Below are 21219 nucleotides of genomic sequence, written 5' to 3' on the forward strand. Positions count from 1 at the left end.
TGGTTTTTATTTACATTTTTTCTACTTTTATAAAATCAAATTGGGCTTCATACCCTTCTCCTTGAGGACTACAAGCATAAATACCAACTTGAACAGGTTCTTTGGTTGAGTTCAATAAGTGAGCGAGTCGGAGCTGAGTCCAAGAATCTCCATCACTTGAATAACAAACGGTGTAATCATCGTTTTTGCGCTGAATTTTAAAATAAAGCGCTGATTTGTTTTGAGTAAAATTTTGACTGGACCAATCTGAGAAGCCCTGGTTGGTTACGACTGCTCCTAATTGGTTAGGACCATCGGGATTGTATTCAACTGACGTTTTGATCCACGTATCTTTTGATACACGAATCATGAGACCTGCTTGATCGTAGCGATTAACTGGATATGTATGCACCTTTGTCATGATTTCAAAGTCGCCTTCTACTTCACGGTAAAGAAAGTGTCCATTGTCCGCTTCAAAGCCATAATGAGTACGCTGCCAAAAATCCGTTTTAGCGTCTGTTTTAATCACTAATCGATTCGTTTCTGTATCAATTTGAAATTGAGCTGGTGGACAATACCAAGAAACGTCTGAATCTAATTTTCCTTCTGAAAAGTTTGTGAAAAATACTAGTTGATTACTCACTCTCTGTCATTCCCTTCTTAGAAGCTATTATTCTTCTATTTCCATTTTGCCATAATTTAACGAATAAATAAAATATTTTGATTATTTTTCTTGCAAATTCTTTTCTTTCATAAAAAAATAAGACTCTTTTACATAGAGTAAAAGAGTCTTATTTTTAAATTAATGCATTTAGAATAAGTGCTCCTGCAAAAGCAATAAAGGATAGAAGCGTTTCCAGAACGGTCCATGTTTTGAACGTTTCTTTCACTGTTAATCCTAAATACTCCTTCACCATCCAGAAGCCAGCATCATTAACGTGAGAGAACATTAGTGAACCCGCACCCGTAACGATAACAAGTAGTTCTAAGTTAACACCGGACATATGCTCAATGATTGGTGAGACAATACCAGCCGCTGTTGTTAATGCAACTGTTGCTGAACCTGTAGCAATACGGATTAATCCAGCAATTAAAAATGCAAGTACAAGTGGTGATAGAGATAGATGTTCAGACATTTGACCAATCGTTGTACCTACTCCGCTATCGATTAATACTTGTTTGAAGCCGCCCCCTGCACCAATAATTAAGACAATAGATCCTACAGGAAGCAAACATTCTTCCGTTAGTTTTTTAATCACATCTTTTGTCATACCTTGACGTTTTCCAAGCAGGTAAAACGCTGCAAAACAAGCAATTAAAAGTGCAATTAATGGACTTCCTATTAATTCTACAAACTTCACTACGCCGCTTGGCAATCCGTTAATAACAGGTGCTATAGCTGCTAAGACCATTAATAGAACGGGCAGTAAAATGACAAAAAATGAAACGCCTGTACCAGGAAGATCTTTTGATGTTGTCGTAATACGAATTAGATCAGGTTCTCCTTCTGGAATCACTCGTTTGTGAACCCATTTTGCAAAAACCGGTCCAGCGATAACTGCAGCTGGAATTGAAATGATTAATGCATATAAAAGCACTTTCCCCGTATTTGCTCCGTAAATACTAATAGCTGCCATCGCACCTGGATGAGGAGGAACGAGACCGTGAACAATTGATAATCCCGCAATAACCGGCAGAGCAATCAATAATATATTTTGTTTTGTTGTTTTATGAATGGAAATAACTAAAGGCAGTAGAATTAAAATTCCTACTTCGAAGAAAACAGGAATACCAATAATGAAACCTGCTACTAGCATCGCCCATGGCAGTCTTTTCACACCGAATATTCTTACGAAATAATCCGCTACCTGCATGCCGGCACCTGAATCGGCCATCAGCTTACCTAAAATTGTTCCCAGCGCTAAAATTCCTACTAAGTGGCCTAAAACACCGCCCACTCCCGTTTCGTAAGCGCCAACAATTTTATCCATTGATAACCCAGAAGCAATTGCCAAAAACAAACTCGCAACCGTTAAACTAATAAACGCATGCCATTTAAAAACTGAAACACCTACAATAACAATAACAATTGCGGCAACTGTAATAGCTAATAAGTATGCATCCATCTTGCTTTCCACCTTCCCTTTAAGTAAACGCTTTCTCTATGTAGCAAAAAAGCTCTACATCCTGTGAATTTTTTTAAAAATAAGTTTCAATTATCGAAATCGTTTACATTAATTATTTTAGAAAACGATTTCATTTTTTTATTACTTAAATTATATGAAAAAAAAATTCTTAAATCAACAAAAAAACTCAAAAAAATTTTATCAATTTTCTTCCATACAGTTTTAACACATAAAAAAATCCAATCATGTTAATGATTGGATTCATCTTATTTATTTGGTGATGGTTGGATCAGCCGTTTGACTGTCGATAATCGTTTTTTCGCTTGTTTTTAACGTTATTTCTTCATATTCCCCCGGCGCTAATACACTTTTATCTCCTCTCATGAGATACGTGTAAGCGATGATAGAAATGAATAGACCAAATGTCCAGGCATTATCCCATAAAAAGCGCAGTCCAGGAATCAGTAAGCCTAAAACGGGTATGGCCACGCCAATTACTAATGCATAAATGCCGTTTTTATTAAAACCTGTTGAATAACTGTAGCGACCGTTTACCTCATATAAATCCTTTAATGCCATCTGTCTCCTTCTTACAAGCCAGTAGTCAGCAATGGCGATGCCGTCTATAGGGCCAAGCAGCGCTCCGTATGTTCCAAGCCAGCCGAAAATATAGTTCCCGAAATTAGACATGATGTACCATGGCTGAAGTAGAATAGCAAAAATACCGGTCACTAGCGCCCCCATCGCAAACGTGATTTTCTTTGGATTCAGATTCTCAATTGCACGGGCTGGTGCGACGATATTTGCTCCCACATTAATCGTTAAAGAAGAAAGCACGATAACGATTGTTCCTAAGAAAATGATAAACGGAGGGAATTTAGCTACTAAGGCCACTGGATCCCAAATAGCTTCTCCAAATATAACGATTGTTGCTGAAGTAACGGCAATTCCAATAAATGAAAAAATACTCATCGTCAATGGCAAGGAAAAGGTTTGCGCAACCATTTGAGATTTCTGACTTCTAGCATATCGACAGAAATCCGGAATGTTCAAAGCGAGCGTCGCCCAAAAGGCAATAACCCCCGTTAAAGCTGGGAAAAATACGGCTAGAAATTCTCCTGTTGATGTAAATTTAGAAGGCGTAGATAAAATGGGGCCCCACCCTCCCGAGTTTGTATAAGCCCATATAAAAAGAATAATAGCCGAAATACCAATAACGGGAGCAGCAATCGCTCCTAATACTTTAATCGCTTGCGGACCTTTATATGCCACTCCTACATTTAAAAGCCAAAAAAGAGCAAATACAATGGCTGTATGACCAGTTAAACCATTCCAAGACGAAAACGAAGCGCTTAGAAGTGTATCAATTGCTTCCGTTCCAATCCATGTATTAATTCCAAACCACCCAGCAGCCACGATGGCCCTAGCCAGTGCTGGGATATGTGCTCCTTTATCTCCAAACCACAGGCGGGCAAATACTGGATAAGGAATGCCAAACTTGGTTCCAGCGTGAGAATTAAGCAAAATAGGAATAAGAACAATAACATTTCCTAAAAAGATTGTACCAATTGCTTGCCACCAGTTCATTCCAAGCGTCATCATTCCACTCGCCATTGTGTAAGCTGGAATACACAGACACATCCCAATCCAAAGCGTGGCAAAGTTAACTCCTTTCCAAGAATGCTCTTTCATCGTAGTCGGACGTAAATCCTCATTCCAAAGGTCACTGCCGCTCAGCTGATTGTGCGTCTCATCTGTGAGCGTCACAATTCCATCTTGCTCAATTTGTGTTTTCATCCATAAAACCCCTTTTCATAAAATAAGTTCATTTCAAAAAACAAATTTTATTTGAATTTTCTGAAATATAAAGGCGTTTGTGACGATTCCTTCTAGTATGTGATAAATACTAACGTTATCCCTTATTATATTTAATGAGAAACGGGGATACACTGGACAAATTGTAACATTATTTGAGGGAACTTTTATATATTGTGTAGTGTCAACTCTTTTGGTTGTTAGATAACCTAACACACAAAAAATCATCGCTTGAAAACTTCAAGCGATGATTTGTGAACTTAATGTACATATTTTTTTTGAAAAGCCGTAATGCTTTCGTATTCTTCTTTAAATAAGCGAGCCAAACGAATATAGATAGTCGTTAACTCTTTATATACTTCACTGTTTTCTTTGATTGGATAATGATGATTAGTCGCTCCAACCATATCAGAAACAACGTTCAATGAGTCAACTTCGCCAAGGCTATATAAGCCAAGGATAACTGCTCCTAGACATGAACTTTCAAAACTTTCCGGCACCGATACTTCTTGGTTAAAAATATCTGCCATCATTTGACGCCAAAGTGCGGAACGTGCAAATCCGCCTGTTGCCTGAATTTTTGTAGGCTCTCCAATTAACTCTTCAAGTGCCAATAATACCGTATACAAGTTAAAGATAACGCCTTCTAATACAGCACGAATCATATGTTCTTTTTTATGATGCAAACCTAGGCCGAAGAATGAACCTTTAGCATTTGCATCCCAAAGCGGCGCACGCTCTCCTGAAAGGTATGGGTGAAACAATAAACCGTCCGCTCCCGGTTTCACTAAAGCTGCAATATCCGTTAATACTTCATACGGATCTTTTCCAAGGCGTTTAGCTGTTTCTACTTCCGACGCTCCAAACTGATCGCGAGCCCATCTGAAAATCATACCGCCGTTATTTACAGGGCCGCCAATTACCCAGTGGTCTTCTGTCAACGCATAACAGAAAATACGACCTTTCGGATCGACTACTGGCTTGTCAGTCACTGCTCGAATAGCTCCGCTTGTCCCGATTGTCACAGCCACAACGCCTGGTTCAATTGCATTTACGCCTAAATTTGATAATACACCGTCACTTGCACCTACAATAAAGGGCGTATCTGGAAGTAAGTGCATGTCAACTGCAAGCGCTGGGTTTAGCCCTTTTAACTGATGCATTGTTGAAACAGGAGTGGATAACTGATCGGTTGTAACACCTGCTACTTTAAGTGCTTCTTCATCCCACGCAAGATTTTTCAGATTAAACAAACCCGTTGCTGATGCAATCGAATAGTCGATAACATATTCGTTAAACAACTTAAAGAATACATATTCTTTAATCGAAATAAATTTATGTGTTCCCTTCACTAGTTCAGGCTGTTCATTAGATAGCCATGTTAGCTTGGAAAGCGGCGACATCGGATGAATAGGCGTACCCGTACGCAAATAAATCTCATGACCATTGTATTCATTTTTAATTTTTTCCGTCCATTCTGCACTTCTATTATCCGCCCACGTGATACATTTTGTCAGCGGCTTTCCCTGCTGATCAACGGCAATAACACTGTGCATAGCTGAGCTGAATGAAACGCATAAAATATCCTCAGGTTTTACATCGCTCGTTTTTACAACCGTTTGAATTGTACGTACAACTGCTTGAAAAATTTCTTCAGGATCTTGCTCAGCCATCGCGGGCGTCGGCGAGTATAATGGATACTCAATCCCATGATTTGCAATGACTGTACCGTCTACTGAAAACAATACAGACTTTGTACTCGTTGTTCCGATATCTACACCTATTGCATATTTTTTGCTCATGCTGCTGTCCCCCTACTTTACTACTTTACTTATTTACAACACCGTGGCCGCCGAATTCGTTTCGAAGTGCTGCTACAACTTTTCCTGTAAATGTATCTTCCTCTAATGAACGATAGCGCATCATTAGCGATAAAGCAATAACAGGAGTTGCCGTTTGAAGATCAAGAGCAGTCTCTACGGTCCATTTCCCTTCGCCAGAAGACTGCATGACTCCTTTAATACTGTCTAGTTTAGGATCTTTTGAAAACGCATTTTCCGTTAGTTCCATCAACCAAGAACGAACAACAGATCCGTTATTCCAAACGCGTGCTACGGCTTCATAGTCGAAATCAAACTGACTTTTTTCCAGGACTTCAAATCCTTCAGCAATGGATTGCATCATTCCATATTCTACACCATTGTGAACCATTTTTAAAAAGTGACCGCTTCCGCTTTTACCTGCGTACATAAATCCATTTTCTACGCAAATATCATTAAAAATCGGTTCAATTGTACGGAATACTTCCGCATCTCCACCGATCATTGTACACGCTCCGTTTCTTGCCCCTTCCATTCCGCCGCTTGTCCCTACATCAAAGAAGTAAATACCTTTTTCCTGAAGATCCTGAGCACGTCGAACAGATTCTTTATAATTAGAGTTTCCTCCATCTATTATAATATCTCCTTCTGACAGAAGTTCTTTTAGTTCTGTAATAACATTTTCCGTTACTTCTCCAGCCGGAACCATAATCCATACAACTTTAGGTGAAGGAGGAAGTTCATTAACTAACTCTTCAACAGTAAAGGCGCCAGTTGCTCCTTCATTTGCAAGTTTTTCTACCGCTTCTTTATTTACATCATAAGCTACTACTTCATGATGGTTGTCCATTAAATTTAATGATAAATTATATCCCATTTTTCCTAAACCGATTAATCCAATTTTCATTTTACAAACTCCTTTTGAAAAAAAATTTCACATTACCTCCATTATACGAATTATTTTTCATTTTGCAATCGTTTACAAGAAAATTTTTTTCACTCATATTTTTATGCTATACTCTTTTTACTACTAAATTCGTGGAAAGGAACATCAGTTATGACGCAAAATTGCTTAGGAAAAATTCGTTCTCACTATGCTAGATTCAGTGAAAAAGAGAAAAAAATAGCAAATTATATTTTAGAACAGCCGGAACAAATTATTCACAGTACCATTAACGAAGTGGCAGACGATTTAAATGTAGCTGATGCAACAGTCTTTCGCTTTTGTAAACGAATTGGCTTCAAGGGCTATCAAGCGATGAAAATAGCGCTGGCTGCTGAAATTATGACGCCTATTCAGCAGATTCACGAGGAAATTGCTGAAACGGATAATGAAAAAACGATTGCTGAAAAAATCTTTCGCTCCAATGTACGAACGCTTGAAAATACATTACAAATACTAGAAAGCAACGCTATTGAAAAAGCCGTCAAACTTCTTATGAAGGCGGATAAAGTTCAGTTTTATGGCACGGGCGGTTCTTCCGTAGTGGCTATGGATGCTTTTCATAAATTTGTTCGAACAGGAATTAAAACGTTTGCATTTATTGATTCCCACTTCCAGCTTATGTCCGCTTCTCAATTAACAAAACAAGATGTAGCGGTAGTGATTTCTCATTCTGGAACAAATAAAGACACAATGAACATTTTAAATACAGCAAAAGCGAACGGTGCCAAAACGATCGGTATTACGGGTTTTCCAAAATCTCCATTAAGCCAAAATGTCGATGTTTCTCTTTATACGAGTTCAGAAGAAACAGAATATCGATCTGAAGCTCTTGCCTCGAGAATTGGACAGCTAAGCCTCATTGATGCTTTGTACGTTAATGTAATGATTGCGAATAAAGATGCCTCTAAACACTCGCTTGAAAAAGTACGCGATGCCATTGCTGAAACTAGAATTTAACGTTTCGCTCTTATATATTCTTCAACTATAACATCAAACAGGGCATAGAATATATGCTCTGTTTAGTGCAGTTCTTCGCTTAAAATTTTTAAGTTTTAATTCTCATTTAACATTTTTTAAGTTGCTACATATGATAAAGCACAACTTTTAAAAAGTAGGTGAAGTGTGTATGGAGATTATCTATCGCACTGCAAAACTCGATGATTATACAGAAGTAAATAAAATATTAGGGGAATCACTAGAACTCCACGCAAATGCGCTTCCTTCTATGTTTGATAATCAGATGGCTGTTTTATCTCCGGAACAGTATCAAGCTACTCTTTATTATGCAACCATTGATATTCTTGTAGCTCAATATCGAAATCAAATTATTGGGGCGTCTGTTGTTGAATTAAAATATAACCCTCCCACTACATTAGCTCCTCTTTCCTACACAGCGTACATCCAATATTTTGGCGTTAAGAAAGGCTTTCAAAATTATGGCGTAGGAAAAAGTCTTTTTTCTGCTACGAAACAGTGGGCTGTACAAAAAGGAGCAAATGACCTCCAGCTTACCGTATGGGCATTTAACGAGAAAGCACTTGCTTTTTATGAAAGTCTTGGGCTGAAAAACTTAAGCTACCTTATGACTACTTCACTACAGCCATAAATCGTTCCATTAACGGATACTAGACACGCAGGTGATACGTGCCTAGTATCCGTTATTTAAATAAAAGATTAAATCATTTCGGCGTGTTAATTTACGCAGCTTATATACATACTAAAAGAAATTTATTACGTAGCCGGATTGCCTTCTTGCAGCTGTTCTTGTTCATCACGCTGACGGTGAGCTAAACGACTTGCCGCACTAGAAGCCACGCTCGCTACTAAATCATCTAAAAAGGTATTAACTCCTTTTTCTTTTTTACAGTCCAGCTTTTCAATAATGCCTACTTTTACTTTATCTAAATAGCCAAAGGTCGTAACAGCGATACTGCCATAGGTTAAAACGGCACCTAAAGCAATCGTTTCGTCAACACCAAACAACCCTTCGTCTTGTTCTACAATACTTTGAAGAGGTTCTGATAATTTATGTTGCTCAGCTAACTTATCAAGTTCGATTCCAACTAGAAGCGCATGCTGAATTTCTCTCTTTTGCAGTACTCTCTCTACGCTCTCAGCGCATTCCTGAATGGTTAGAGCAGGATGATAAGGAAGCTGTAAATCATACACAATTTCAGCAATATCTAAAACTGTTACGCCACGCTCTTCTAGCAAATCAAATGTTGCCTTTGCTACTTCTTTGCTCGTTGGGATTTTTTTCGCTGTCATGTCTCTCTCTCCTTTTCAAGTTGTTGTCTCTCTTTATATTAAATTCGATGAGAGGCGCTAAAAACCTTTTTTGTTTCATCCACCTGAATTCATAAACTCGTCACATATCTCTTTAGGCGCTCATTACATTTACTTGCTATAATAAAATTATCTAATCAGGAGGTTTGTCTACTGTGGAAGAAAAACAAAGTAAATTTAGCAGAGGCTTATTATTATTTTTCATTGGCGCAACAGCCCTTTTCTTTATCGTCTTAATCGTTCTGTTTCTCATGTCTACTTTTGGAAAAAGCGAAAAAGAAGCCGTAGCTCTTCTAGCAGGGAATCACTACGCTATCGTTAAGGAAGAGAATTCATATACTCTTTATGATCAAAAAGAAAACAAGCCTATTTTAGAAGATGTAAACGGCTATTTCGGTGCTCGCAATATCCGAAGTTATGTAAAAAATGACACAGAATTGGTTTCGATTGATGAAAAAGAAGAAGAATATACGAAGAAGCCGCTAGAAAAAGCCAGCCAAGCAGAAAAAGCTATGTTTAAAAAAATGAAAAAATTAGATTAATCAAAAGCGCTTCAGTCGATTCTGAAGCGCTTTTTTAATGACGCATGCCTCTTTCTCGTCATTCGCTAAAAAATTCGTTACAATAAAATAAAGAACGGTTAATAGAAAATGTGTTACAATAAAGGTAACGCTTTCATTCAAATGCATAGGAGTCGATTATTCATGTCAGAAAGTAAGCGGAAGTTAGAAGAAATTTCTTTTTATAGTGACGCACTGCAAGAAGATGTCACGTTACTAGTCTATTTGCCGTCAAACTATTCTACGCTCTATAAGTATTCCTTACTTATTGCCCAAGACGGAAAAGATTATGTTATGTACGGACGGACACCTCGTTTAATTGATGATTTAATGAACGAGTCGGAAATCGATCGTACTATTTTTGTTGGAATTCCATATAAAAGCGTGGAAGACAGACGCGATAAGTATCATCCAGAAGGAAATCAAGTAGATGCTTACATTCGCTTTTTAGCACATGAACTTGTGCCATTTTTGGATAAAACATATCCTACATATCAAATGGGAAAATCACGTGTTTTAATTGGTGATTCGCTTGCTGCTACAGTTTCACTGCTGACGGCCATTGCGTATCCTCACACGTTCGGGAAAGTAATTATGCATTCTCCTTTCGTGAACGATGCTGTATTACAAACGGTCAACTCATTTGCTTCTCCTTCACTTCTGGATTTGTATCATGTTATTGGAACTGAAGAAACGGCTGTCAAAACAACGCAAGATGGTATATTGAATTTTATTGAACCTAACCGCCTGTTGCACGAACAAATGAAGCAGCGTGGATATTCTGTTTTCTACGAAGAATTTAATGGAAATCATACGTGGAAATACTGGCAAAAAGACGTAAAGCGGTCGCTTCAATATATGTTGAAGTAGAAAGATATCATATTTTTCGAAAATTTGTTATAATAAGCTCGCTTTATACATATTTTATGATCTTACTTTGGAGGGATTTTTTATGAAATTTGGCGTTGTACTTTTTCCATCTAAAAAATTGCAAGATGTAGCGAATTCTTATCGAAAGCGCTATGATTCTCACTATTCATTAATTCCGCCTCATCTTACATTAAAAGAAGTCTTTGAAGCTACAGAAGACCAAATTGATGAAATTGCGGCTAACTTGCGTAAAATTGCCGAAGAAACAAATCCATTTACATTAAATGTAACGAAAGTAAGCTCATTTTCACCAGCCAATAACGTTATTTACTTAAAAGTGGAACAAAAGCAAGAACTGACGTCACTTTACAATAAACTTCATGAAGGCAATCTCGAACAGCCAACTGAATATTCATTTATTCCACATATTACAATTGGTCAACGCCTTTCAGATGATGAGCACTTAGATGTGTATAGCCAGTTGAAGCTTGTAGATGTCGCTCATGAAGAAACAGTGGATCGCTTTCACTTAATGTACCAGCTTGAAAATGAAACATGGACTGTGTTTGAAACATTTCGTCTTGGAAAGGGATAAGATACGTGAACATCAAAGTACTAACGAACAAACAAGATCATTCTGATGCTTACTTCGTACGTCAAAAAGTATTTGTAGAAGAACAGCAGGTTGATGTAGAGCAAGAAATCGATGAATACGATACCGAAGCCCTGCATTTAGTTGTATACAAAGGAACTGCACCAATTGGGGCAGGACGCTTCCGTATGGTAGAGGACTATGGAAAAGCAGAACGAATCTGCGTTCTTTCTTCTTATCGAAAAGACGGTGTAGGAAAGCTTTTGATGGATAAGTTAGAAGAGGTCGCAGCAGAGCATGAGATTGAAAAGATTAAGCTGCATGCTCAAACGCATGCGGAAGGATTTTATAAAAAGCTAGGCTACGTAACGGTTTCAGGTGAATTTATGGATGCTGGAATTCCACATGTAGAGATGGTAAAGAAACTAAGTAAAAAACACTAGGAATTGAACCTGGTGTTTTTGCTTTTTTAAAGGATAAGAACCTTTGCTTTGCTTATACTAATACCTAATCATGTGAATTAGGTGAAAATATGGATGAACTTATCGGAATTGCATTAGAACTCTTTATCGGATTTATCTGCCTGTTTATTTTAACTAAATTTTTAGGCAGAGCGACGATCACTCAGCTTACCACTTTTGATTTTATCTCTGCTCTTGTATTAGGAGAGTTAGTAGGAAATGCGCTATATGACTCAGAAGTAGGAATAGGCAAAATTTTATTTGCTGTTATCTTTTGGGGAGCGCTTATTTATGTCACCGAAGTTATTACTCAAAAAAATATTCGCCTGCGTTTGTTTTTAGAAGGACGACCATCTATTATTATTCGAAAAGGGAAAATTTCGTACAAAGAACTTAGCAAAAATCGATTGGATATCGATCAGCTTCTTCATATGCTTCGTTCAAAAGACATATTTTCCATTCGGGAAGTTGAATATGCGATTTTAGAAACAGATGGATCACTAAGCGTATTGCCAAAATCTGATTATGCTAAGCCGACAAGAAGCGATCTACAGCTGCCTCCTTCTGAACCCGTTTTATCTATCGCCTTCGTCAGTGATGGACGTTTGCTTTTGAAAAACTTGATTCAGTCAGGCTTTGATGAAGACTGGTTAAAGACACAGTTGAAAAAACAAGGATTTACCGATTATAAACAGGTGCTTTATGCTGAATGGCAGCAGGGCAGTACTCTTTTTATTGAATCTTACTAAGATGTTTTTACTTGTTCATTACTTTGTTAAAAAATCGTGAGCGCATTCATTCTGCTGCGTTCACGATTTTTTGTATTAGACACTTGTATTAATCACTAGGCCCTTATTTGTTAGCTTGCTGTATACACGTTCTGCTGCTTGAAGTTTTTTTCGCTTTTGTACTGAACTTGGCGTCAATTCCAGTAAGTGAGAACGCGATTCAAACTCTTCGTCAAAGCTTTTTTTCTCAATAGGCCAAATACGATTTGAAAAAGAAGCATTATTTTTTTGAAGGCGATTTGCATATTGAATAGATTGATAAGGCGTGACGGGCAGTATATATCCCATATGAACCCTCCTCTTTTTCAAGATACCTTCTACTCCCAGACCTCAGTATTTTTCTCAAGAAGTATCGACATTGAAACAGATTACTTAAATCCTCTACTTTAGACTTGCTCAAAACAGATGGCACCCTGTATCTATACCGCCTTTTTTGAACATATGTGATGTCTTATTCAATATATACCCTTTTTTACATCCTATCCCTCCAAAAATATCCGTGCTCTTTTTAAAAAAAGGTGATTTTGATATGATAGACTTTGACTATAAAACAAAAACTGTGCGTATACACACATCTATATCGATGTAGAACGAGAGCGGCTTCTTGCTTTAACTCCCTCTTATTTACTATTGATTATTCATGTTTTAAAAAGGAGGCCATGTTTTTTTGCAACGTACACTTTATCAAAATCAGATACTTAATCTTGCTATAACGGCTAGAGACCGATTTCAATATTTATATGAAGCTAGTCTCCGAGGAGAAATAACGTGTGCTCACTGCGGAGAACCAGTTAAATTATATCTGGGGATTGAGCATTCTCCTTACTTTTATCATGCTCAAGTTCCCCATGAAAGAGAAGAGTGTTCAGACATACTATCAGAAACAACAGCTGTGCAACAAATAAAAGAAACTCCGGCTGAATACAGAGAAACCAATGGATTTCGTATTCCTAAAGGACGAGCTATTGGCGAGAAAAGTTCAACTGTAAAAGAGAAAGCAACATGGAGGTCTTCCGCACCTTTTTCAAGTGTTCCTGCTTTTCGCTTAAAACCAGCTGTTCCTAAACACTCTGACTCTCCTTATTTAAATGAATTTAAAGAGAGCGGTATTGAATTAGATTCGAACCAATGGAAAGCTGTTACACATTCAGAAGGACCGCTCCTTATTCTAGCCGGTGCAGGCAGCGGAAAAACGCGTGTATTAACAGCTCGCACCGCATATATGATACAAGAAAAACAAATTGATCCAAAATCCATTATGCTGGTGACTTTCACGGCTAAATCAGCTAAAGAAATGAAAGAACGATTGGCTACATACCCAAAGATGTCCGGCTTACATCTTCGTCAAATGCTAGTTGGAACTTTTCACAGCATTTTCTTACGTATGATTGTTCATCATAATCCTCAAGCGTGGCAAATGGACCGCCTGCTAAAATGGGATTGGCAAAAAGAACAGATTGTGAAAGAAGCAGCAAGAGAGCTCCACGTGGATGAAAAAGATTTTCCGTTTGATCAGGCACTTCAGCAAATCGGCTATTGGAAAAACACGCTTGTTGGCGTGAAAGATGTTCGCCCAAAGGACAAATGGGAACAAGATGTGCACTTTTTATATCGTCGTTATGAAGAAGTCAAAAAGCAAAAACAGCTATTCGATTTTGATGACATGCTGTATGGATGTTATGAAATGCTAAAACAAAATCCCGATTTACTAACTCGTTATCAAAAAAGGTTTCGCTATTTTTTAATTGACGAATTTCAAGATATCAATAAAGTTCAATATAAAATTATGAAAATGCTAAGTGAAGACTCTAAAAACTTGTGTGTCGTAGGAGATGATGATCAATCAATTTACGCTTTCCGCGGAAGCGACCCTTCGTTCATTTTAAACTTTGAAAAAGATTTTGCTAATACAACTGTTATTACGTTAAACCAAAATTATCGTTCAGCTCATGCCATCGTTTCTTCTGCGAATAAAGTCATTGCACGAAATACAGCGCGCCGACAAAAAGAAATGGCTGCCCAGTTTGATAATGAGTTGCGACCTACATTCTTCTTTCCATACGACGAAGAAGAAGAAGCAACAATGATTGTAACGGATATGAAAGAAAAAATTAAGCAAGGGGCTTCTCCAACTGAATTCGCGGTCTTGTACCGAACTCACGCTTCTTCACGCGCCATCTTTGAACGTTTATCGCAGTCAAACCTGCCATTTTCAATCGAACAAGATGCGGATTCTTTTTATAAAAGACGAATGGTTCGAAGTTTACTTTCATTTCTACGCTTGAGCGTGAATCCAAATGACGCAAGTTCGCTACAAGATTTAGTAAACGCACTCTTTTTAAAGAAAACAGCAGTCAATGACTTAAAAGCAGCAAGTATTCTTCATGATGGTACATTTATTGATGCACTTGAATATCTTCAAGATCTAAAACCGTTTCAGCAAAAAAAGCTCAAGAAAGTAATTCCTTTATTCAAGTCGCTAAAATCAATGTCTCCTTCTTTGGCACTTGAGACAATTTCTAAAGATATGGGATTCGATGATTTTGTCAAAAAACGCGGAAATGAAGGAAATATGATGGAAAAAGGTTCGGATGACGTGCGGGATTTAAAAGTTGTAGCACGTAAATTTAAAACCGTACCTGAACTGTTAGAGCATGTGGATCATATGATTGCCATGAACACAGAGATGAAAGCTTTAAGCAAGCAATTTAATGAAAGTATTCAACTAACCACAATTCATCGAGCAAAGGGTCTTGAATATAAGCATGTATACGTACTGAGCAGCGTAGATGGCGGATTGCCTCATGATTATGCACTCGAAGCTTATCGAGGCGGAGATGATGTGCCGCTTCAAGAAGAACGCCGCCTTTTATATGTAGCCATGACGCGTGCACAGAATTCACTTTACTTATCTGTTCCGCAAACTAGAAGAGGTAAAACCGCTTATCCTTCAAGATTCCTGAAGTCGTTTATAAAAAAAGTGTAAAGGAAAAACAGGCTTGGACAAAAGTAGTTTCATTAAATTGCAACACGAACTATCTATCATAAACGGATAAATAGTTCGTGTTTTTTATAATCGCGGTGAACGCAGGTGCTTCTAGCTGTTGGTTGGAGGACAAGGCGAAGACTCCTGCGGGGACAGATGAGCCCCCGCAGAAAGCAACAGCGGTCGAGGAAGCAGTCCAGATCATGTATCCAGATTGTTGTCTTTAAATTGGATTCCTGTAGTTATGTTTCAACCTCTTTATCTTACTTCAAGCTAGCGTCCATAACCGATATTCTTACCATCTATTATTAACCAAATATTCCACTAAGAGGTAGATATTCATAAATGGATGCGTTACACTACGTTATGTACTGTACTACTATATTTTAGGGGGCTCCATTATTGAACGCAAAGCTTATTCATGAAAATGAAAAGATTTTTTTCATTCTGTGTATGGTTATCAGCTTATTAACCTATTTCTTTTTAATTATTTCACTCGTTGGTATTATTTATCTTGTAATCGGTTTTTTAATTACATTTATACTCCACGGTTTCTCTATTGCTCAAATTCGCAATAATGGAGTTAGATTGACAGAGAAGCAGTTCCCGCACACTTATCATCAGGCAAAACATTTATCTTCAGAGCTGGATTTAGAGCTGCCCGATATTTATATTATTCAATCAGGCGGCTTGTTAAACGCGTTTGCTACACGTTTTTTTGGACGTCACTTTGTCATTTTATACTCCGACATTGTTGAAATGATTGAAGATAATCAAGAAAAAGAACTTTCTTTTATTATTGCCCACGAATTAGTTCATATCAAACGTAAACATACACTCTACCACTCACTTATTCTACCTGCTCTTTGGGTTCCTTTTTTAGGAAAAGCTTACTCTAGGGCCTGTGAATATACGTGTGATCGCATAGCTTCCGTTGCGATTGGTGATGCAAAAGCTGCCACTCAAGCACTCACTATACTTGCGGTTGGTCATTGTCTAAATAAAAAAGTAAATCAAGAGGAATTTGTTCATACGCACTCACAGGAAAAAGGTTTTTTTATGTGGTTGACTCAAGCTACTTCAACTCACCCCCCTCTCGCTCATCGTATTAAAGAAATTAATTACTTAGCACAGCATCCGGAACTGTTTGATCTTGATCCTAACGCATTTCAAACAAATGAAATTGCATAAATAGAAAAAAGCCCTGACACGTCAGGGCTTTATATAAAAATATTAAATTATTTTTTCTCATTTAGCATTTTAGCGATGGTCGCAAAATCAATGGATTGATTATTGTTTGCAATCGCCTTAACAATTTGTTCTTCTTTTTGTTTTGAAATTGGCTTATTCGCAATTTGTGCTACTCGCTTCACAATATTACGCACCGTTTGCTCATCTTTAAAATTAGCATTTTGTACAGAATTCGCAAGTTCAAAAATATCCTTCATATTAACGCCTGTTTTCTTTTCTATATTTTTAAACATATTATTATCCATTTTGCATGACCTCCTTTATTTATACTTCATCGTATGCACAATGTGCCTAGATGGTGCCCTTTACATTTAATAAAAAAATAAAGTGCGAGTGAAACTTCACCCGCACTTTTCGGTGCCTTATTCATAGAAGGGATTAATTGTAAAAACAAACACAACCAACAATAATTAATAGAATGAATAATACAACGATTAACGCAAAACCACCGCCGTAGCCACCACCGTAACCACAACCACCGTAGCCAAATCCGCAGCCCATAATATTACACCCCCTCTGTTTTACTCTCTATACTGTATGTTCGCTCAAATGATTTTGTATGGGCTTTTCAACTGTGTACATTAAATTTCATTGTCCAAAAGGATCTTCAGCATCTTGCTCATCAAGTCTTTTTACATTTTGCTGCAGTTTCCTCTCTTGCTGTTCCATCTGCTTTTCTGCTTTTTCTACTTCGTTCATTCTCTTTCGATGTTCTCCCATCATATGCTGTTCAAAAAAACGTTCAAATTCATCGAAAAAATCCGGCATCTCTACACCTCTCTCCACCCTATGTAAAAAAGCATTGTCCGAGTGACAATGCTTCTATTACTTATCGCTTTGGTAACTTTGAACCACAGCCGCAACCACCTTGTTTTGGAGAAGGGTACTGGACTGGCTTAGGAATAGACTGCCCTTTCTTCACTGATTGTTTTGTCATTGGTTGTGGATGATAAGGCAGGGGCTGAGGGTATTGATTAGGATTATAATTATAATGATAATACATCATGTTTTGCCTCCTTTTCACAGCATCCTATCTATAACATTATATTCAGGACTAAAGAAAGACGTTCTATCTTATTTGTCCATTTTGCGCTGCATGGACAAAAATAAATCCGTGCTGTTTTTTGACTTTTTCACTCTTGATCTCTCTCCTCCCTTTTGCTCTGTCACTTCACGCAGCCGTTTTTGCAGCTCTTGAATGATTCCTTGTGCTTCATGATTGTACTGTACAATGGACTGTTCGATTTTTGGTTTTTGTTCATTAACACATGCTTTAAGCCAATCTATTTTTTCCTCTAGTTTCCTTTTTTCTTCTTCATGCTTTTGCTTTAATTCCGCTAACTCTTCCTTAATATCTTCATGTTCAAATTCTTGATGCTTGAATTTTTGATATTCTTCTTTATAAAAAGCCAGTTCTGACTTCAATGAAGCAATATATTGTTTTGTTTTTTCCTCACTCATGCCCTTCACTCCTCCATTATAAATAACCCACTACTTCTAAAAAATCACTTAAAGATGAATAACACTTTTTATTAACATGAATATGCTGTAATTGAGTTTATTATTTCCTTCATTTTTTATGCTCGCTTCACCTAGAATTTATTCCGATAAATTCCGCTTTTACTAAGGAACATAAAAGCAGGTCATTCATACACTATAGTAGTCCGATACCTAGTAACGAAAAGCGTAAAGGAAGGACAATTACAATTAGGAGGTTTAAAAATGGGAGAACTTTTTGAATCATTGTGTATCCGCGTACCTAAAGTGTACGACTGGGTTAGACGTCAAGTCGTTTTACCACAAATTTTTACCCATGACACTTCGTTATTTAATGAACATGTGCTTAAAGGTTTAGGAGATGACGTAGAAGTTGAAATTATTTTAACAGATTGCCATGGTAATCCTGTGGATCCTTCAGATGAAAACGCACTGGATAAAGTAATTGAACTTGTGCCGCACGGAGGTCGCCGCCCTCGAACAATTATTTTACCCGATGGAGAAAGTGTTGTTCTTCATGAAGTTAAATTATCAATCAGTGGCTTTTACAAGATTAAGTTAATTGATTTAGGTAACCATCAAAAACATCATGAATTTACTTCTTGTAATATTCCATGGAAAACACATCAAACGTTTTATCTTTGTGCTCCTGAAGGCACTGACCCAGTTGTACACCTAGATTCTTTTGAAGGAACAAGCGGTTCTATAAGATTATCACACGGACGTTTACAACTGCTAAGCTTCGACATCGTATTATGTTTAAGTATACAAATTGAAAAAGACGTGAAAATTGAAGTGGAAGGCAGCTTCTGCTACCCTCGACCTGAAATCATCGATCCATCCAACGTTGGTTGCTTACCTGTCGAATATCCACCTCAATGTGAAGCTATCTTCCCTGGAAAACATCATCACGATGAATGTGATGAAAGAAGCTATGAAAGTTCCTTTGAAACAGATTTCGATTAATTAAATACTCTATCAGAGGAGAATATTTCTCCTCTTTTTTCATCGTTTACAAGCTTTGTGCATACATATAAATAAAACTGCTGTAGGCAGCTCAGGTTTACAAACTTAATTCATAGCTCAGCAGGAAAGGAGACTACTAGATGAGTCGTAACTCCCCTTCCCCTAAAGATGATTTAACTCAATTAAAACAAAAGCTCATTCACTATAAATCGGAAATTCGGCACGTACAAAACCAATTAAAAAGCTATGAACGAGCTTTAGAACGAGAAAAAGAAAATACATCGTTTTGGAAGAAAAAGCACGCTGAGACGCTTTCTACATCTGAAAAAGAAGTAGAAATTGAAGGATTAGAAAAAGAGCTGGATTTACTAAGAAACGAGCTTTCTGAACAAAAAATTATTGCAGAAGCATTTCGGGAAAAAGCCTCGAGAAAACAGCCCGTTATTGAAGAAAAGATTGTGGAAAAAGTAATCGAAAAAATTGTGGAAAAACCTGTGGAAAGGTTCGAAAAGAGTGATATCCTCTGTTTCTTTCAACATTCTATACTGCTGCCAGAACAAGATGAAAGCGAGCTGACGATATTCGGCAACGTAATTATTCAAAATCAAACGAGCAGTACTTTACGCTCTCCGGTGCTTTGCTTAAAAATGAAACCCACTGCTTCGGCTATATTAAGCGGGAAGATCATTGATGAAAAAGACATTGAAGTTTCCAGTATCCCCTCTTCTTCTTTAGAATGGCGCTATGCTCATCCAAAATGGAACGAAAAAATTCAAAATGACGGTGAATATTGGATCAAACCTATTAAGCAAACCGTATTAAAGCCAAAAGACAAATTACTATTTGACTCTTTTCAAGTAGTCATTCCGCTGTCCTCTGATACGACTTCATTTATTCTAGAAGGCTTTTTTTATAGCGAAGAGTGGCAAGAAGGCATCCCTTTTTTTAATAAAGTAGTGCTAAATTTCCCTTAATTATTAAAAGACATATTGATGTTCAATATGTCTTTTAACTCGTCCATTTATTTCATAAATGATTCTATAATTCCTGCACATCCTGCAATCGCTAAGATTGTAATGATAGGAATAGCAATATGCGGGAACGCTACATAACTAAAATAAATCCCTACCGCACACCATATGCCCGTACACCAATAACAGCTGAGCAGCTCTCCAATCCACTTTTGCAGTCCCTTCCCTTTTATCTCTAGATAAGTTACCGTATTTCCTTGTTCATCTTGATCTTCTACAATTTTATGAAACGGTTTACGAATAAACGCTGTGATTTTATCAAAAACAATTAGACGAGTAAGTCGAAATGTTGCAAAGACAAATAATGTTAGATAAATCCATGTCATTTTCATTCCTCCGTGCATTCACAAACTTATGAAAATAAAAGCTAACGTGCTTCTTCACTGTTAGCTTTTAGAGTTACTTAAATTTTAATGATAGATATGGTCTGAATATCATGAAATATCAATACTGTTTTCTCTTTATTAGGAGGAACGCTCACGTATAAACTTCCTTCTTTTAATTCTAAAATTGTTCCTATATATTTTTGGTTTTGACACGTAATTTCACAAATTGGCTGAGACATATGAGGCGGGAAACTGCATAGAAAATCAACTTTTTCTTTAATCGTCATAGACTGAAACATTTTATTTGGCTTTTTAGTCTCTGATTGCGGTATATCCACGGGAACAATTGAACGCTCTTCCTCTTTTTCTTGCTTAATCTCTTCCACTTTTTCTACGTCAGGCTCTTTGACTTCTTGAATGGAAGAAAAGCTGGGCTCTTCTTTTAACACGTGCTCTTTCTCTATTCCTTTATTGTCTTGCTGTTTTGAACTAAAATAATATTGCATAGAACGCTGATTTTGCGTAGCGTTTGGCTGGACAATGTACATTAGCGGCTCGTTTTCTTCTGACTTAGATTTTGAGTTAGTCATGAAGCATACCTCCAATTGCTTGTTATCGTTCTTTTAAAAATGTATGCTTGAACACGGAAAAACTTGTTTATTTTTTTGCGGTAGCCTTTTTAACACCAAAAGCAGCGCTGTCCTTTTATTTCCAGCATTTGCGAAAACACAAAAAAAGAGGTTGAGACATAACGAAATGAATTCAATCTAAAGACGCACAAATGGGACACATGAGCTGAACCGCTTGTTACACCACAGTTGATTTCCGTGCAAGACTTCGCTTTCCGCGGACGGCCGATGAAACTTATTTTCAAAACAACAAAAAAAACGAACCACTATCAAATATTTTGATCAGTGGT

The 21219-nt window shown here is 37.3% G+C and carries 25 protein-coding genes; 11 read left to right on the forward strand and 14 right to left on the reverse strand.

The window, feature by feature from the left end; translation table 11 throughout:
* Positions 1-10 precede the first annotated feature (10 nt).
* The 5 genes from ACFX4G_RS14035 to gnd form a co-directional block, all read right to left on the reverse strand.
* Entirely contained in the window at positions 11-622 is a 612-nt protein-coding gene (locus ACFX4G_RS14035; RefSeq protein ID WP_028407502.1) for a DUF1349 domain-containing protein, read from the reverse strand.
* Between the two features lie 154 nt (positions 623-776).
* The gene (locus ACFX4G_RS14040; RefSeq protein WP_013081793.1) at positions 777-2105 is read right to left on the reverse strand and encodes a GntT/GntP/DsdX family permease; all 1329 of its coding nucleotides are present in this window, start codon (positions 2103-2105) and stop codon (positions 777-779) included.
* 270 nt (positions 2106-2375) lie between these two features.
* The gene (locus ACFX4G_RS14045) at positions 2376-3902 is read right to left on the reverse strand and encodes an NCS1 family nucleobase:cation symporter-1 (RefSeq protein WP_043980420.1); all 1527 of its coding nucleotides are present in this window, start codon (positions 3900-3902) and stop codon (positions 2376-2378) included.
* Positions 3903-4180: 278 nt separating this feature from the next.
* On the reverse strand, positions 4181-5722 hold the full coding sequence (gene gntK / locus ACFX4G_RS14050; RefSeq protein WP_043980421.1) for a gluconokinase: 1542 nt from the start codon (positions 5720-5722) through the stop codon (positions 4181-4183).
* Positions 5723-5747: 25 nt separating this feature from the next.
* Positions 5748-6647 (reverse strand): phosphogluconate dehydrogenase (NAD(+)-dependent, decarboxylating), encoded by a 900-nt coding sequence (gnd, locus tag ACFX4G_RS14055; RefSeq protein WP_043980423.1) that lies wholly within the window; start codon positions 6645-6647, stop codon positions 5748-5750.
* A gap of 150 nt (positions 6648-6797) precedes the next feature.
* Between gnd and ACFX4G_RS14060 the strand changes: the two genes are divergently transcribed.
* The gene (locus ACFX4G_RS14060; protein WP_013055460.1) at positions 6798-7643 is read left to right on the forward strand and encodes a MurR/RpiR family transcriptional regulator; all 846 of its coding nucleotides are present in this window, start codon (positions 6798-6800) and stop codon (positions 7641-7643) included.
* 169 nt (positions 7644-7812) lie between these two features.
* Positions 7813-8292, forward strand: coding sequence for a GNAT family N-acetyltransferase (locus ACFX4G_RS14065; RefSeq protein ID WP_097824307.1), 480 nt, complete (start codon positions 7813-7815; stop codon positions 8290-8292).
* A gap of 125 nt (positions 8293-8417) precedes the next feature.
* Here ACFX4G_RS14065 and ACFX4G_RS14070 read toward each other — a convergent pair whose 3' ends face one another.
* Positions 8418-8954, reverse strand: coding sequence for a phosphatidylglycerophosphatase A family protein (locus tag ACFX4G_RS14070; protein ID WP_043980427.1), 537 nt, complete (start codon positions 8952-8954; stop codon positions 8418-8420).
* A gap of 173 nt (positions 8955-9127) precedes the next feature.
* Between ACFX4G_RS14070 and ACFX4G_RS14075 the strand changes: the two genes are divergently transcribed.
* The 5 genes from ACFX4G_RS14075 (at position 9128) to ACFX4G_RS14095 (ending at position 12204) form a co-directional block, all read left to right on the forward strand.
* Positions 9128-9514: a hypothetical protein gene (locus ACFX4G_RS14075; protein ID WP_029324785.1), complete on the forward strand. Its 387-nt coding sequence runs from the start codon at positions 9128-9130 to the stop codon at positions 9512-9514.
* A 162-nt stretch (positions 9515-9676) separates the two neighbouring features.
* The gene (locus ACFX4G_RS14080; RefSeq protein WP_013055456.1) at positions 9677-10402 is read left to right on the forward strand and encodes an alpha/beta hydrolase; all 726 of its coding nucleotides are present in this window, start codon (positions 9677-9679) and stop codon (positions 10400-10402) included.
* 82 nt (positions 10403-10484) lie between these two features.
* The gene (locus tag ACFX4G_RS14085) at positions 10485-10997 is read left to right on the forward strand and encodes a YjcG family protein (RefSeq protein ID WP_013081786.1); all 513 of its coding nucleotides are present in this window, start codon (positions 10485-10487) and stop codon (positions 10995-10997) included.
* 5 nt (positions 10998-11002) lie between these two features.
* Complete coding sequence (locus ACFX4G_RS14090) at positions 11003-11437, forward strand: GNAT family N-acetyltransferase (protein WP_043980433.1); 435 nt, start codon at positions 11003-11005, stop codon at positions 11435-11437.
* An 89-nt stretch (positions 11438-11526) separates the two neighbouring features.
* The gene (locus tag ACFX4G_RS14095; RefSeq protein WP_013081784.1) at positions 11527-12204 is read left to right on the forward strand and encodes a DUF421 domain-containing protein; all 678 of its coding nucleotides are present in this window, start codon (positions 11527-11529) and stop codon (positions 12202-12204) included.
* A 75-nt stretch (positions 12205-12279) separates the two neighbouring features.
* Here the strand turns inward: ACFX4G_RS14095 and ACFX4G_RS14100 are convergent, their stop codons facing one another.
* On the reverse strand, positions 12280-12531 hold the full coding sequence (locus tag ACFX4G_RS14100; RefSeq protein WP_097824308.1) for a hypothetical protein: 252 nt from the start codon (positions 12529-12531) through the stop codon (positions 12280-12282).
* Positions 12532-12910: 379 nt separating this feature from the next.
* Between ACFX4G_RS14100 and ACFX4G_RS14105 the strand changes: the two genes are divergently transcribed.
* Positions 12911-15229, forward strand: a complete 2319-nt coding sequence (locus ACFX4G_RS14105; protein WP_097824309.1) for an ATP-dependent helicase — start codon at positions 12911-12913, stop codon at positions 15227-15229.
* Positions 15230-15631: 402 nt separating this feature from the next.
* Entirely contained in the window at positions 15632-16420 is a 789-nt protein-coding gene (locus ACFX4G_RS14110; protein ID WP_255255748.1) for a M48 family metallopeptidase, read from the forward strand.
* Positions 16421-16467: 47 nt separating this feature from the next.
* On the opposite strand, the gene spoVIF is transcribed toward ACFX4G_RS14110, so the two are convergent.
* The 5 genes from spoVIF to ACFX4G_RS14135 form a co-directional block, all read right to left on the reverse strand.
* Entirely contained in the window at positions 16468-16725 is a 258-nt protein-coding gene (gene spoVIF, locus ACFX4G_RS14115; protein ID WP_013055449.1) for a sporulation-specific transcription regulator SpoVIF, read from the reverse strand.
* Positions 16726-16858: 133 nt separating this feature from the next.
* Positions 16859-16981, reverse strand: a complete 123-nt coding sequence (locus tag ACFX4G_RS14120) for a YjcZ family sporulation protein (RefSeq protein ID WP_013055448.1) — start codon at positions 16979-16981, stop codon at positions 16859-16861.
* Positions 16982-17068: 87 nt separating this feature from the next.
* Positions 17069-17248 carry a hypothetical protein gene (locus tag ACFX4G_RS14125; RefSeq protein ID WP_041816498.1) on the reverse strand — a complete coding sequence of 60 codons (180 nt, stop codon included), beginning with the start codon at positions 17246-17248 and terminating at the stop codon, positions 17069-17071.
* Positions 17249-17309: 61 nt separating this feature from the next.
* The gene (locus ACFX4G_RS14130) at positions 17310-17486 is read right to left on the reverse strand and encodes a hypothetical protein (RefSeq protein ID WP_164797097.1); all 177 of its coding nucleotides are present in this window, start codon (positions 17484-17486) and stop codon (positions 17310-17312) included.
* A 68-nt stretch (positions 17487-17554) separates the two neighbouring features.
* On the reverse strand, positions 17555-17941 hold the full coding sequence (locus tag ACFX4G_RS14135; RefSeq protein WP_097824310.1) for a hypothetical protein: 387 nt from the start codon (positions 17939-17941) through the stop codon (positions 17555-17557).
* 261 nt (positions 17942-18202) lie between these two features.
* Between ACFX4G_RS14135 and ACFX4G_RS14140 the strand changes: the two genes are divergently transcribed.
* Entirely contained in the window at positions 18203-18943 is a 741-nt protein-coding gene (locus tag ACFX4G_RS14140; RefSeq protein WP_097824311.1) for a BMQ_0737 family morphogenetic spore coat protein, read from the forward strand.
* Between the two features lie 140 nt (positions 18944-19083).
* Positions 19084-19917 (forward strand): OmpH family outer membrane protein, encoded by an 834-nt coding sequence (locus ACFX4G_RS14145; RefSeq protein ID WP_097824312.1) that lies wholly within the window; start codon positions 19084-19086, stop codon positions 19915-19917.
* Positions 19918-19964: 47 nt separating this feature from the next.
* On the opposite strand, the gene ACFX4G_RS14150 is transcribed toward ACFX4G_RS14145, so the two are convergent.
* Positions 19965-20300 (reverse strand): DUF1360 domain-containing protein, encoded by a 336-nt coding sequence (locus ACFX4G_RS14150; RefSeq protein ID WP_035334808.1) that lies wholly within the window; start codon positions 20298-20300, stop codon positions 19965-19967.
* A 77-nt stretch (positions 20301-20377) separates the two neighbouring features.
* On the reverse strand, positions 20378-20890 hold the full coding sequence (locus ACFX4G_RS14155; protein ID WP_097824313.1) for a CotO family spore coat protein: 513 nt from the start codon (positions 20888-20890) through the stop codon (positions 20378-20380).
* Between the last annotated feature and the right edge of the window lie 329 nt (positions 20891-21219).

Source organism: Priestia sp. YIM B13486, from assembly GCF_042787865.1.
In the GTDB taxonomy this organism is placed as follows: domain Bacteria; phylum Bacillota; class Bacilli; order Bacillales; family Bacillaceae_H; genus Priestia; species Priestia megaterium.